The 13741-nt window shown below is 60.3% G+C and carries 13 protein-coding genes; 11 read left to right on the top strand and 2 right to left on the bottom strand.

What is annotated here, in order from left to right; all coding sequences use genetic code 11:
- The 11 genes from fabD to CAK78_RS20075 all read left to right on the top strand — a co-directional run.
- On the top strand, positions 1 to 855 hold an 855-nt coding region (fabD, locus tag CAK78_RS20125), incomplete at its 5' end, for an ACP S-malonyltransferase (RefSeq protein WP_094698464.1).
- 13 nt (positions 856 to 868) lie between these two features.
- Positions 869 to 1603 carry a 3-oxoacyl-ACP reductase FabG gene (fabG, locus tag CAK78_RS20120; RefSeq protein WP_005300916.1) on the top strand — a complete coding sequence of 245 codons (735 nt, stop codon included), beginning with the start codon at positions 869 to 871 and terminating at the stop codon, positions 1601 to 1603.
- A 157-nt stretch (positions 1604 to 1760) separates the two neighbouring features.
- Complete coding sequence (gene acpP / locus CAK78_RS20115; protein ID WP_005300909.1) at positions 1761 to 1997, top strand: acyl carrier protein; 237 nt, start codon at positions 1761 to 1763, stop codon at positions 1995 to 1997.
- Between the two features lie 82 nt (positions 1998 to 2079).
- On the top strand, positions 2080 to 3321 hold the full coding sequence (fabF, locus tag CAK78_RS20110; RefSeq protein ID WP_094698463.1) for a beta-ketoacyl-ACP synthase II: 1242 nt from the start codon (positions 2080 to 2082) through the stop codon (positions 3319 to 3321).
- 19 nt (positions 3322 to 3340) lie between these two features.
- Complete coding sequence (gene pabC / locus CAK78_RS20105; RefSeq protein WP_094698462.1) at positions 3341 to 4195, top strand: aminodeoxychorismate lyase; 855 nt, start codon at positions 3341 to 3343, stop codon at positions 4193 to 4195.
- Complete coding sequence (mltG, locus tag CAK78_RS20100) at positions 4185 to 5186, top strand: endolytic transglycosylase MltG (protein WP_005300892.1); 1002 nt, start codon at positions 4185 to 4187, stop codon at positions 5184 to 5186. The genes pabC and mltG overlap by 11 nt, the downstream gene beginning before the upstream one ends.
- Positions 5186 to 5827, top strand: coding sequence for a dTMP kinase (gene tmk, locus CAK78_RS20095; RefSeq protein ID WP_016350714.1), 642 nt, complete (start codon positions 5186 to 5188; stop codon positions 5825 to 5827). Before mltG ends, tmk begins: the two co-directional genes overlap by 1 nt.
- Positions 5812 to 6759, top strand: coding sequence for a DNA polymerase III subunit delta' (holB, locus tag CAK78_RS20090; protein ID WP_094698461.1), 948 nt, complete (start codon positions 5812 to 5814; stop codon positions 6757 to 6759). The genes tmk and holB overlap by 16 nt, the downstream gene beginning before the upstream one ends.
- 17 nt (positions 6760 to 6776) lie before the next feature.
- On the top strand, positions 6777 to 7556 hold the full coding sequence (locus CAK78_RS20085; protein WP_094698460.1) for a TatD family hydrolase: 780 nt from the start codon (positions 6777 to 6779) through the stop codon (positions 7554 to 7556).
- Positions 7557 to 7856: 300 nt separating this feature from the next.
- The gene (locus CAK78_RS20080) at positions 7857 to 8885 is read left to right on the top strand and encodes a site-specific integrase (RefSeq protein ID WP_094698459.1); all 1029 of its coding nucleotides are present in this window, start codon (positions 7857 to 7859) and stop codon (positions 8883 to 8885) included.
- 182 nt (positions 8886 to 9067) lie between these two features.
- A complete protein-coding gene (locus CAK78_RS20075) occupies positions 9068 to 9343 on the top strand; it encodes a RepB family protein (RefSeq protein ID WP_010633985.1) in 276 nt (91 codons plus the stop codon).
- A 214-nt stretch (positions 9344 to 9557) separates the two neighbouring features.
- Here the strand turns inward: CAK78_RS20075 and rsmF are convergent, their stop codons facing one another.
- On the bottom strand, positions 9558 to 10985 hold the full coding sequence (gene rsmF, locus CAK78_RS20070; RefSeq protein ID WP_176452870.1) for a 16S rRNA (cytosine(1407)-C(5))-methyltransferase RsmF: 1428 nt from the start codon (positions 10983 to 10985) through the stop codon (positions 9558 to 9560).
- Between the two features lie 130 nt (positions 10986 to 11115).
- Positions 11116 to 13668: an MlaD family protein gene (locus CAK78_RS20065; protein ID WP_094698457.1), complete on the bottom strand. Its 2553-nt coding sequence runs from the start codon at positions 13666 to 13668 to the stop codon at positions 11116 to 11118.
- Positions 13669 to 13741: the final 73 nt, after the last annotated feature.

Genomic DNA, 13741 nt, shown 5'->3' with positions numbered 1-13741 from the left:
GTGATCAAGGAGACCTTCGCCGAGGCGAGCCAGGTGCTGGGTTATGACCTGTTTGCCCTGGTCATGGAAGGTCCGGCCGAAGAGCTGAACAAGACCTGGCGCACCCAGCCTGCGCTGCTGACCGCTTCTGTCGCTCTGTGGCGCTTGTGGCAACAGCAGGGTGGGGCAACCCCCGCAGTGATGGCAGGCCACAGTCTGGGTGAGTATTCCGCCCTGGTCTGCAGCGGCGCGCTGGCCTTTACCGATGCGGTCAAACTGGTTGAGCTGCGTGGTCTGGCCATGCAGGAAGCCGTGCCGGAAGGCACCGGTGCCATGGCCGCCATCATCGGCCTGGACAACGACGCCATTGCCGCCAACTGCGAGAAAGCGGCTGAAGGGCAGGTGGTCTCTCCGGTCAACTTCAACTCCCCGGGCCAGGTGGTCATCGCTGGTCACAAAGAGGCCGTCGAGCGCGCCAACGTGCTGATGAAAGAATCCGGTGCCAAGCGTGCGCTGCCGCTGCCGGTCTCCGTGCCCTCCCACTGCGCGCTGATGAAACCTGCTGCCGAGAAACTGGCAGCTGCGCTGGACGGGATCGAGATCAAGGTTCCTGCCATCGCCGTCATCAATAATGTCGACGTGTCCTGTGAGCAGGATCCGGCCGCCATCAAGCAGGCATTGGTGCGTCAACTGTTCAGCCCGGTTCGTTGGACCGAGACTGTCGAGCGGATGGCCAATGAGGGGGTCACCCTCGAGATCGAAATGGGACCGGGCAAGGTATTGACCGGGCTCGCCAAGCGCATCGACAAGCGCGTGGAAGGTATTCATGCCAACGATGCCGCCTCTTTCGAGCAGGCGCTGGCCCAGATCAAGTAAACAGGAGCAATGAATGAGCTTTACCGATAAGGTTGTGTTGGTGACCGGTGCCAGTCGTGGCATCGGCCGTGCGATTGCTGAAACTTTTGCGGCCCGTGGCGCCAAGGTAGTCGGCACGGCGACCAGCGAGAGCGGCGCCGAGGCAATCAGCGCCTATCTGGGTGAACAAGGTTGCGGCATGGCTCTGAACGTGACCAGCCAGGAATCCATCGAAGCCGTCTTTGCCGCCATCAAGGCGCGTTTTGGCGACATCGACATCCTGATCAACAACGCCGGGATCACCCGTGACAACCTGTTGATGCGGATGAAGGATGATGAGTGGAACGAGATCATCGACACCAACCTCACCTCCCTGTACCGTCTGAGCAAGCCGGTGCTGCGCGCCATGATGAAGAAGCGCAATGGCCGCATCATCAGCATCGGCTCCGTGGTCGGCACCATGGGCAACGCCGGTCAAGTCAACTACGCGGCTGCCAAGGCTGGCCTGGTGGGGTTCACCAAGTCGCTGGCCCGTGAAGTGGCCTCCCGCGGCATTACCGTGAACGCGGTAGCCCCCGGTTTCATCGAGACCGATATGACCAAGGCGCTCAATGAAGAGCAGCGTGCCGGCATCATGAGCCAGGTACCTGCCGCTCGTCTGGGCGATCCAAAAGAAATTGCCGCTGCTGTGGTATTCTTGGCATCGGATGATGCCGCCTACATCACTGGCGAAACCCTGCATGTTAATGGCGGGATGTACATGGTGTAATCAATTTGTCGTGAGATCTGTTCAAATTTGCGATAGTACGCCGAAGTTTGGCGAATTTCGTGGTTTGACCAGTGGCAAGCTACTTGCAAACTCACGTCAATTGAATAAACTACCCCAACCAGACGCAATAGCGTATTTTTAAAGGAAAATTCAGGTCATGAGCAACATCGAAGAACGCGTAAAGAAAATCATCATCGAACAACTGGGTGTTAAAGAAGAAGACGTTAAGAACGCTGCCTCCTTCGTCGACGACCTGGGCGCTGACTCTTTGGATACCGTTGAACTGGTAATGGCGCTGGAAGAAGAATTCGATACCGAAATTCCTGATGAAGAAGCCGAGAAGATCACCACTGTTCAAGCGGCTATCGACTACATCACCGCTAATCAGGAATAAGTTCCTGTTCTGAAAGAAGCGGCCCAAGGGCCGCTTCTTTTATGTTTACTCCTTTTCAAAACACCTCTCGGAGACTACCTCAGTGTCAAAACGCAGAGTCGTGGTGACCGGCTTGGGGATGCTTTCCCCGGTAGGCAACACTGCCGAATCCAGCTGGCAAGCCCTGCTCAACGGGCAGAGTGGCATTTCTCCCATCGAACACTTTGACGCCAGCGAGTTTGCGACCCGCTTTGCAGGCCAGGTCAAGGATTTCGATCCCGAGCAGTACGGTATCAACCGCAAAGAAGCTCGCAAGATGGATCTCTTCATCCAGTACGGCATCGCCGCAGGCGTGCAGGCGCTGGATGATGCCGGTCTCGTCATTAACGAGGAGAATTCCGAGCGCGTCGGTGTGGCGATCGGTTCCGGCATCGGTGGTCTGGGTCTGATTGAACAGAACCACAGCAGTCTGGTCAACGGCGGTCCCCGCAAGCTGAGCCCCTTCTTCGTGCCGTCCACCATCATCAATATGGTGTCCGGTCATCTCTCCATCATGAGAGGCCTGCAGGGCCCGAACATCGCCGTCACCACTGCCTGTACCACAGGCACCCATGCCATCGGCATGGCCGGCCGCATGATCGCCTACGGCGATGCGGACGTGATGGTCGCCGGCGGCGCCGAGAAAGCCTCCACCCCGATGGGGATGGGCGGCTTTGCCGCCGCCAAGGCGCTCTCCAACCGCAACGACGAGCCCACCAAGGCCAGTCGTCCGTGGGATAAAGATCGCGACGGTTTCGTACTGGGGGATGGCGCCGGGGTGCTGGTGCTGGAAGAGTACGAACACGCCAAGGCCCGCGGCGCCAAGATTTATGCCGAGCTGGTCGGCTTTGGCATGAGCGGTGATGCCTACCACATGACGGCCCCTCCCGCTGACGGCAACGGTGGCGCCCGCGCCATGCAAAATGCCATCAAGGATGCCGGCATCGCCCCCGAGCAGGTGGGATACATCAATGCTCACGGCACCTCCACCCCGCTGGGTGACGTCGCAGAGCTGCGCGGCATGAAGGCCGTATTTGGCGAACATGCCAAATCCTTGATGGTCAGCTCCACCAAATCGATGACCGGTCACCTGCTGGGTGCCGCCGGCGCCATCGAGGCGATCATCACGGTACTGGCGCTGCGCGATCAGATGGCGCCGCCCACCATCAACCTGGACAACCCAGATGATGAGTGCGACCTGGATCTGGTGCCTCATGTTGCCAAGGCCGGCAACTTCGAATATGCCCTCTCCAATTCCTTCGGTTTTGGCGGCACTAATGGCTCACTGATCTTCAAACGCGTATAATTCGCCCTGGGCGGATAGTATGGGCCCGATACGTCAGTATCGGGCCTTTTTTATCGGAGGGATCCTTTTGCTGATCAATGGAATACCGACAGACAGCGTGTCCGCCATGGATCGTGGTCTGGCCTATGGGGATGGTCATTTCACCACCCTGTTGGTCAAGGATGGCCGACCCGTCTGGTGGCCGGCACACCTGACAAGGTTGCAACAAGCGAGCGCCAGACTCGGCCTTGCCGAGCTGGACTGGCAACTACTTGGCGATGAAGTGGCCCAATTGGCCCGCGATCAAGCGCTGGCGGTGATCAAGGTGATGCTGACCCGCGGCAGCGGTGGCCGGGGCTATGATGGAACTGCCTGCCATGCACCGACCCGGATCCTGTCGCTGGCCGCTTACCCGGCTCACTACCCGACATGGCAGCAAGATGGCATTCCACTCTTGGTATGCCGGCAGCGGTTGGGGGATGCCCCCATGCTGGCAGGCCTCAAGACCCTCAACCGGCTGGAGCAGGTGCTGCTGAAAAGCGAACTTGCGGCCCGTTCCGGGGTCGAAGGTATAGTCTTGAACAGTCGGGGATTTCTGGTAGAAGGGGTCAGTGCCAATCTGTTTTGGCGCCGTGGCAGAACGGTGTTTACACCGGATCTCTCCCACTGCGGCATAGACGGCATCATGCGGCGCCATGTGATGGCAATGCTAAAACAGATGAGCATTGAACTGCGTGTCGTGGAGGCTCCGCTGGAGTCACTGTGGCAGGCCGAAGAGGTATGGCTGAGCAATACCCTGATGGGCATAGTGCCGGTCACCGGCATCGGGGAGACCCAATATGCCAGTCAGGAATTGATCCGCCGTTTACAGGAGCGTTTGGTCATTGAAGTTTAATCGGCTTTACACCCTGCTCGCGGGCGCGGCGCTGACTGTCGCCGCTGCCGGGGGCTATGTACATTACAAGTGGCAACAGGTGGAGACGCTCACCAACAAGGGACCGACCCGTCTCTTTACCGTCGAGAAGGGGGCCCATGCGGCGCGTCTGATCGCCGAACTGGGGGAGGGAGAAACCAGCCCCTGGGCGGTGCGGCTCTGGCTGCGCGGTCACCCTGAGCTGGTTGCCATCAAGTCCGGTACCTATGAGATCAAGGAAGGGGCACCGCTCAAGGATACCCTCTCCCTGTTTGCTTCCGGCAAGGAGTTTCACTTCAGCCTGACCTTCGTCGAAGGTTCCCGTTTCGAGGATTGGTTGAAACAGCTGGCCAGCGCCCCTTATCTGGAGCGGCTGACAGTCGAGTTGCCCGAGACCGATCTGGCTCAGGAGCTTGGCATCGAAAACGGCAAGCTGGAAGGGTGGTTCCTGCCGGAGACCTACGCCTATACCACTCATGCCAGCGATCTCTCCATTTTGCGCCGTGCCCATCAGGACATGGAAACTTTCCTGCAGCAGAGCTGGGAGAAGCGTCAGGCCAATCTGCCCTACAAGACTCCCTACGAGGCGCTGATCATGGCCTCGATCATCGAAAAAGAGACGGGGATGCCGGAAGAGCGGGCGCGGATCGCCTCGGTGTTCGTCAATCGTCTGCGCCTTGGCATGAAGCTGCAGACTGATCCCACCGTCATCTATGGAGTGAAGGACAGGTATGACGGCAACATCCGCCGCAGCGACCTGACCGACGTGAACCCCTACAACACCTATGTGATCGACGGCTTGCCGCCCACTCCCATCGCCATGCCTGGCAAGGCCTCCATCGAAGCGGCGCTCAATCCCCTGTCGACCGACTATCTCTATTTCGTCGCCAAGGGGGGCGGGGCCCACTATTTTTCCAAGACCCTCGATGAACACAATCGGGCGGTGCGTGAATACATTTTGAAGAAACCCTAATGTCTAAATTTATCGTGATTGAAGGACTGGAAGGCGCGGGGAAGAGCTCCGCGGTGCGCTACGTGACCGACTATCTGCATGGCCACGGGGTGGCGCGGATCGAGTGTACCCGTGAACCGGGCGGCACGCCGCTGGCGGAGCGGATGCGGGCCATCGTCAAGGAGGTGCACGACGAGCGGCTCACCATCGAAGCCGAATTGCTGCTGATGTACGCCTCCCGGGTGCAACTGGTCGAGACGCGCATCAAGCCGGCGCTGGCTGACGGCGTCTGGGTGGTGGGCGATCGCCACGATCTCTCCTCCCAGGCTTACCAGGGTGGTGGCCGTGGCATCGATGCCAACCTCATCGGTGCCATCAAGCGGGCCGTGCTCGGTGACTTCAAGCCGGATCTGACCCTCTATCTCGACATCGATCCCGCCATCGGCCTGCAGCGGGCACGTCATCGCGGCGAACTGGACCGGATCGAGCTTGAGCAGCTCAGCTTCTTCGAGCGTACCCGCCAGCGCTATCTGGAATTGGCTGCCGCCGATGAGTCAATCAAGGTGATCGACGCCGGCCAAGCGCCGGAGCAGGTCAAGGCGGCCATCGAGGCTGCCTTGGCCCACTACCTGAAAGACGAGCCCTCATGTATCCCTGGTTGATCCCGGACTGGCGGGCGTTGAGCCAGACTGCCGCCGCCGGCCGGCTCGGTCACGCCTGGCTGCTGCTGGGTGATCCCGGTCTTGGCAAGGAGCAACTTGCACAGCAGCTGGCCCGCCTGCACCTCTGCCATCAGCCTGATCGGGGCGAGCCCTGTGGCCATTGCCACTCCTGCCAACTGTTTGAGAAGGGTCATCACCCGGATCTGGGCACCCTCACCACTGAGGGCAAGACCATAGGGGTCGAGGCCATCCGCGAGATCTGTGCACGCCTGCAAAACTCGGCCCAGCTTGGCCGCGGCAAGGTGGTGATCATCCCGGATGCGGAGCGCATGACCGAATCGGCCGCCAACGCCCTGCTGAAAACCCTGGAGGAGCCGGCTGGCGACAGCTTGCTGCTGCTGATCGCCTCCCAGGTTTCCCGCCTGCTGCCCACCATTCTCAGCCGTTGCCACAAGCACGTGTGCCAGTTGCCGGCGGAAGGGGAGACCCTGGCCTGGCTCGCCGAGCAGGGTCATCAGGCCACCCAGGCTCAGGTGCGGATCTGCCAGGGGGCTCCGCTGCGAGTGCTGGATTACTTGATGCAGCAGCAGGACACGGATCGCCGTGATTTGCTTGAGAGTTTTCTCGCCCTTTCGCAAACGCCCACCCGGACCAACCATGTGTGCAGCCTGCTGGCGAGCGATACCCAGGTCAGACTGCACTGGGTGCAGCTGTTCTTGTGCGATGCGCTCAAGACGCAGGCCGGCTGTGGCCATCACCAGCTGGCCATGCCGGATCTGGCCGCGCTCAGTCAACAACTGGGGGAGCGTCACTCCAGTGAAAAGCTGCTGGAGGCGGAGCAGCAGCTAGTTGGGCTCAAGGCGGCCTGCCAGCCCGGGCAGCTCTCCAACCCCACCATCCATTTGATGAACTGGCTCACTCGCTGGTTATAGATCCCAAAAGGTTTTGTATGTTACTCGTTGATTCCCATTGCCACCTCGATCGTCTGAGCTATGGCAGCAAGCAGAGCGACATGGCCGATGTGCTGGCCAAGGCGGCGAGGCAGGACGTGGGATATTTTCTCTGTGTGAGCGTGACCCAGGCACAGTTCCCGACCATGCTGGAGGCGATCGCCCCTTACCCTCAGGTGTTTGCCTCCTGCGGCGTGCATCCTCTCAACCAGGAACCCGGCGTCGATGCCGATTTGCTGTTGGCCCAGGCGGCGAATGAGCGAGTGGTGGCCATCGGTGAAACCGGGCTCGACTACTTCTATTCGCCGGAGAACAAGGAAGTACAGCAGGCTTCCTTCCGGGAGCATATCCGGGTGGCCCGCGCCCTGAACAAGCCCCTCATCATCCATACCCGCGATGCCCAGCAGGATACCCTGCAGATCATGCGCGAGGAGGGGGCAGATCAGGTCGGCGGTGTGCTGCACTGTTTCACCGAGTCACGCGAAATGGCAGAGGCGGCCATGGCGATGGGCTTTTATATCTCCATCTCCGGCATCGCCACTTTCAAGAATGCGGCTGCTCTGCAGGCGGTGGTCAAGGCGTTGCCGCTGGAACGACTGCTGGTTGAAACCGACTCTCCCTATCTGGCACCGGTTCCGCACCGGGGCAGGGAGAACGAGCCGGCCTTCGTGCGCGACGTGGCCCAGTTCATCGCGGATCTGCGGCAAATGCCGCTGGCCGAGTTGGCCCAAGCGACCAGTCACAACTTCTTTGAATTGTTCAAGTTGGCAAAGCGATAAAACAAACAACGCCCCGCATAGCGGGGCGTTTTACTATGCCAATCGGCACTATCATGACCCATCCCAAAACGATCATGGCAGATCGTTATCTCTCACTTGGTTTGGTGGATGCTGATGAGATCAAGTCCCCAACCCTGATAAAACGGAGCAGGAATCAGAGGGAGCTGAGGAATAAATGAGGAGGCTGAAATAGGCTAAAAGCACTCTTCATAAGTATCGATAATGAATATTATCGATACTTGATAGATCTGCAAGATCCTGTAAGATCCAACGAAACTCCGCATTAAATCATAGAGTTAAGTGAACTACCCACGCATTTCAAACCCAGTTCAGCAGCCCTTGCAGAGCGTCTTCGATCCTCAGCTGAACAGCCGGGCCAGACGCTTCCTGCGCAGCGCCAAAGCCGACTCCACCCTCAATGCCTACCAGGCCGATACCCGTATCTTCGTGTTCTGGTGTCAGCTGCATGGGCTCGATCCGCTGCAAACCACCCATCATGACATCATGAACTTTCTGGCGGATCAGGCTGACGGCATCCTGGCTGACTGGGTCTGGCTGGACAAGGAAGAGGGGAAAGGGGAGCTGCGCAACGGCGATCCCCGCAAACCGGCCACCCTGGTAAGACGGCTCGCCGGCATCCGTTATGCCTTCAAGCAGAAGGGGATCCACCCCATGCCGACCGAGCATGCGGAGATAAAGGAGATGATGCGGGGCATAGTGCGGCTCGGTGACAACCGCAAGCGCAAGACGGGGGCGCTGACCCTGCAACCGCTGGCCTGTGTGCTCGACGAAATCGACACCGGCAATCTGGCGGGACTCCGGGATTACACCCTGTTGTTGCTGATGTTCAGCGGTGCCTTGCGCCGCTCGGAGGCCGCAAGGATTGAAGTGAATGATCTCGACTTTGTGGGGCAGGGGATCCGTCTTCGGCTCAAGCCGAGCAAGCATCAGCTGCATGAAACGGAGATCGCCCTGGTGCCAGGCAAGCAATATTGCCCGGTGTCGGCACTGGCGCGCTGGCTCAAACAGAGCCGGATCAATGAGGGGGCCCTGTTTCGCCGCATGAATCGCTGGGGCCAGCTCACCCAGGAACCGCTCGGTCCGCAAGGCATCAACCTGATGATAAAGCGCCGTACCGGTCAGGCCATCGATGATCTCCAGGTCAGCGGCCACAGTCTGCGCCGCGGCTTCATCACGTCGGCGGTGACCGCAGGCAAACCGATGAAAAAGATCATCGAGGTCACCCGCCACAAGGACATCCGTACCTTGCAGGAGTATTTCGACGACGCTCACAAGTTCTCGGATCACGCCCTGGATGGTCTGCTGTAATATAACCGCGTCACTCGCTTTTTTATGTTAAATGATATCTTGTTGATCCAATGATATATTTGCAGCGCACTGGACCTCACCCCATCAAGAAGGGGAGAGTCAGGCTCTTCGGTGTTGGTCAGCGAATATTGAAGACTTGGTGAGAGATAACGGACTGTAAAAATCAAAGTTGCAAGGTAGATATGAGCCAGGAAATAGAAGTGAGCGGGGCGCAAGACAACGCCGAACGGCAGCGCCAGCACGTGAAACGCAAACAGGAAACTCACAGCCGGTTGCAATGCTGGATCAGCAATCGTCATGCCGAGCGGCTGGCCATGTTGGGACAGTTACTCGAAGACAGCCAGGCATCCCTCATCGAACAGGCGATCGATCTGCTCTATCAGCAAGAGCTGCAGCATGAGCAAAAACAGGATAAAGCACAGATCGATGCACAAGCGCCGGCGGAGATGCTCGAGTAAACGCGCCAGCAATTGAGGCAGAGATAGAGAAACAGGGACATAAAAAAAGCCAGGTACGAATTCCTTGTACCTGGCATAGGGGAATTGGCTCCTTGCAGAGCCGTGCGCTAACTGGTGTTCGGATTGCCTTTAAGCTTAGACAAGGCTCAAGGCTTTTCAAGATCCGCGCAAAGGTTCAACCGGAGTGTGGGTTTTCCTGCTCCGGTACAACTTGCTACACGAACAGATTGTTGTCGCGCACCAGCTCGCGGGGCAGGGCATTCTTGACCCGGCTGCCCACCCATTTCCCCATGCCCAGGGTATGACCCTGATAGCGGACGATCACCTCGCCAGTGCCGGCGGCTTGCTCCGGCCACACATCCCGCCCCATCATGAACTCCCGCGCATCAGCGATGCCAAGCTCGACGAATCCCTTGCTCGCACCATCGCCATAGGCCAGTGCCCACTCATGGGTCAGCCGATACCCTTTCTTGAAGGTCTCCGCCAGTTTCAGCCCGATGCGATCAAAGCGCAGCTTGCCCTGTACCTGTTCGAACAGCTGCGGGAAGAGCCAGATCTCCTCGCTGCGGCCAAACAGATTTCCCTGCGGCACCACCCCGAAAGCGGCTTCAATCTCGCGCAGCATGGGTTCGGACTCCTTGGCCGGCAGCGGCGAGAAGGGGAATTTGCCGAGTTTGCCCGGTTTGAACATGGTGTTGGGCACTGAGTGGTGCTTGCGCAATCTGGCGACGAAAAAGCCTTCACTGTCGAAGATCTGGGGCCAAACGTGCAGGTATCCATCTGGTGTACAGGCCTGCTCTGCAGCGGGGAAAAGATCGGCCAGCGAGTCAAAGCTGAAGGCATCGCCGAACTTGTCTTGCAGTGACTGACAGACGGCCTGGTTCTCCTGCAGGCTCAAGGTACAGGTGGAGTAGACCAGTACGCCGCCCGGTTTGAGGGCATGGAAGGCACTCTCCAGCAACCCTTGCTGCACGGCGGCGATTTCGTCAATGCTCTCGATGCTCCAGTTGCGCAGGGCGTCTTCGTCCTTGCGCACCGTGCCCTCGCCGGAGCAGGGGGCGTCCAGCAGGATGGCATCGAAGGTTTCCGGCAACCACTGGCCGAAGACCTTGGCATCGAAATGGGTCATGCCCACGTTGGTCACGCCGCAGCGCTGCAGATTGGCGCTGAGCACCTTGAGCCGGCTGCTGGAGTACTCGTTGGCAACCAGCATGCCCTGGTTCTCCATCAGGGCCGCAATCTGGGTGGTTTTGGAGCCGGGGGCCGCCGCCGCGTCCAGCAACATGCCGTCACGCCGGGTCTGCTCACAGGCAAACAGGGCGGTGACCGGCAGCATGGAGCTCGCCTCCTGAATGTAGAAGAGGCCACTTAAATGCTCGGCGGTGTTGCCAAGGGGCACGCTCTCGTCTTCGCGACTGAGCCAGAAGCCGGTGTCGCACCAGGGCACGGGATCGAGCTGCCAACCGAGCGGTTGCATCCGCGCCACAAACGCCGCCACCGATATCTTCAGGGTATTGACCCGGATGCTGCGCCGCAGCGGTCGTCGACAACTGGCCACGAACTCATCCATGGAGAGGTGCGCCGGCATGATGGCAGCGATATGGCGCAAGAAGTGATCGGGAAGATAGGTGTTGTCGTGCACGGTGCCGTCTCGTTGACCGAAAAAGAGGGGCGACATCTTATCACAAGGGCAGGAATTTTCTGAAAACGCGGCAACTAAAAACAAGCCCGGCAGCGTGCCGGGCTTGAGTGTGCGTGGGTGAGGGGAGAGATCAGGGCTGGATGCGGGGGCTCCACTCCTGCCACTCTTTCTCGGCCTTGGCATGCAGCGGGTAGCTGTGGCCGGCCTTGACGGTCGGCCCCATCTCTTTCTCCGGGGTGTTGAAGGCGATGCCGCCGGCGAGCAGGCTCTGCACCGTCTCTACCTCGATGGTGCCACCGGTCAGGCCGATATCCGCCTTGACCCCGGAGACGTTCCAGAAGCGGGAGTTGGCCCGCACCAGATGGGCGTACTCCTGCTCCACGTTGACGTCGATCAGCACCTCGCTGCCATCGCGGGCCAGCGCTACCTTGGTCACGCTGCCCACCACCATCTTGCGAAACAGCAATGGACTGCCGACGCTCAAACCGTTGACCGATGCGCTCTTGAGGGTGAGCGCCAGGCCGGCCGGGCCGCTCTGGCTGAGGGGGAAGCGCTCCTTGCCCGCCCCTTGGCCTGGCAGCGCCTCCACAAAGGCGCCCTTGATCAGGGTGTCGAGGTGAGCCACGCCGCCCAGCCCAAGCTTGGCTTGCACCAGGGTGAAGCGGGCACCGGACTGCAGGAAGCGCGCGGCATACTGGCCATCCAGCTCGGCCTTGAAGATCACCTGGCCCAGGGTCGGCTCCAGCTCAATCTGTTCAATCTTGCCGATGTCGACCCCGCGGTAGCGGATCGGGCTGCCGACCCCGAGTCCCGGGTTGCTGTCGGCCACCAGGGAGAGGGTCCGTACCTTGGCCCTTGCCTGCTCTTTGCTGTCAAACAGCTGGTGACTGCTGCGACCCGTGCCGAGCCGATCGAATTCGATGGCGCCGCGCAGCAAGGTGGCGAGGTTCCCCACCTTGACCTGTACGCCATCCACCCGCACCCGGGTATCCAGCGCCGGCTTTTTCCAGAATTGCGGCTGCTGCTCGAGCAGGGGAGCATAGACACCGGCGATCTCGAGTTCGATCTCCACCCCCTCCTTGGCGGCGCGCAGCGCGTTGACCTTGCCGGCCTCGAGCCCCAGATAAAGCACCGGGGAGCCGATACCGATGCCGTCGGCCTGTTCGGCCTTCAAGATCCAGCGACGGGGCTTGGCATCCCGGGTACCGAGCAGGGCCAGCTCCTGGCTGGGATAGAGCCGGTTGACCCGCTCACCAGCGGGGGCCTGCACCAGCTTGATGCCGCCGCCAATCCAGGCGCTGGCCGGGCTGGTTTCCACCTTGATGCCGCTCAAGTCGGCATCGATCTGCAGTGGCGCCGCCCGATAGAAACGGGCCCGGTTGAGCAGATGCTGATACTGGCTCTGCACGACCAGGGCCACGCTGGCGTTGCCACTGCCATCCAGGGTGAGCTGGCTGATCTGACCCACCTGCAAACCCTTGTACCAGAGCGGCGCCCCTTCGTTGAGGCCGGCCAGATCGTCGGCCTGCAGCACCAGCTTGATGCCGCCCGGTTGTTCCTTGCTGCTCAGGGTCATGGCATTGACCCGCTCGCCCGCCACATAGTCGAGGCGAATGGCCGGGCCCGCCAGCAGGCGATCCGCATGCTTGATGCCGCCAGCGCCGAGGGAGACGCTCTCCCACACCAGACGGCTGTTGCCGGTGATCCGAAACGCCTGCTCCGGGTTGATCAGTGCGGTCACCACCCGGCCCTTGTCGGTGAGGCGAATGGGGTCGATGCGGCCGATCTCGATGCCTTCAAACAGGATGGGCATCCCCTCCTTGATGGGCAGATCCCCGGCCTGGATGGCGATCCGCTCGCCGCGGGCCGCCTCGGCCAACCCTTTGTAGAGGGTGAAGACCTGGCCCTTCTCCGGCTCCGGGGAGTCCTTGGGAGAGTCGAAGGCGATGCCGCCGCTCAGGATGGAGGTGAGGCTGCCGGCCTCCACATTGACCCCGGCCAGGCTGAAGGAGCCCTTGATGCCGCTGATGTTCCAGAAGCGGGTGTCGGCCTTGATGAGGTGCTCAAAACGCGGCTCTATCACCAGATCCAGGATCACGTTCTGGTTCTCTTCGCCAAGGCGGGTGTTGATGACGCTGCCCACCTCGATGCCGCGAAAATAGAGCTTGGCGCCGATACCGACCGAGCCGAGTGAATCGGCGGTCAGGTGCAGCATCCGTCCCTGGGCCTGGTAACCGGGGGGAGGGCCGTCCAGCGCGTCGAACTCCTCCTGTGGCGGGTTGTTGTCCCGCCCGGGTTGCAGGTTGATGTAGTTGCCGGAGACCAGGGTATCGAGGCCGGAGATCTCGGTGAGCGACGCCTTGGGGCTCACCAGCCAGAAATCCGAACCTTTACGGATAAGCGGGCGGGCCCGGCTGTCAATCTTGGCCAGCACGGCTATCTTGCGGCCATCTTCGGCCAGCGCCAGCTCCTGCACCACCCCGATGGCGACCCCCTGGTAGCGCACCTGGGTCTTGCCCGGCAGGATACCGTTGCCCTGGGCGAAGTTGATGCGAATAAGCTGGCCACTGCTGACAAACTGCTGGTAGATGAAGCCTCCCGCCAGCAACAGGGCGATAAAGGGCAGCAACCAGACGGGTGACAACCAGCGACGCTTCTCAATGACGGGTTCAGCCCCGATCATACCGACTCCTTAATTGGCTGAGATAAACAGCAGTTCAGATAAAGACAAACAGTTTCAGGCATATGCGATGGTG

Origin of the sequence: Aeromonas sp. A35_P, assembly GCF_002259925.1 — a bacterium.
In the GTDB taxonomy this organism is placed as follows: Bacteria; Pseudomonadota; Gammaproteobacteria; order Enterobacterales; family Aeromonadaceae; genus Aeromonas; species Aeromonas dhakensis.
This window is presented reverse-complemented; position numbering and strand designations above follow the sequence as displayed.

Bases quoted from the DNA above. Each gene is read 5' to 3' on its own strand.
- fabG (WP_005300916.1), top strand. From the start codon at position 869: ATGAGCTTTACCGATAAGGTTGTGTTGGTGACCGGTGCCAGTCGTGGC.
- acpP (WP_005300909.1), top strand. From the start codon at position 1,761: ATGAGCAACATCGAAGAACGCGTAAAGAAAATCATCATCGAACAACTG.
- pabC (WP_094698462.1), top strand. From the start codon at position 3,341: ATGGGCCCGATACGTCAGTATCGGGCCTTTTTTATCGGAGGGATCCTT.
- tmk (WP_016350714.1), top strand. From the start codon at position 5,186: ATGTCTAAATTTATCGTGATTGAAGGACTGGAAGGCGCGGGGAAGAGC.
- holB (WP_094698461.1), top strand. From the start codon at position 5,812: ATGTATCCCTGGTTGATCCCGGACTGGCGGGCGTTGAGCCAGACTGCC.
- CAK78_RS20085 (WP_094698460.1), top strand. From the start codon at position 6,777: ATGTTACTCGTTGATTCCCATTGCCACCTCGATCGTCTGAGCTATGGC.
- CAK78_RS20075 (WP_010633985.1), top strand. From the start codon at position 9,068: ATGAGCCAGGAAATAGAAGTGAGCGGGGCGCAAGACAACGCCGAACGG.
- CAK78_RS20065 (WP_094698457.1), bottom strand. From the start codon at position 13,668: ATGATCGGGGCTGAACCCGTCATTGAGAAGCGTCGCTGGTTGTCACCC.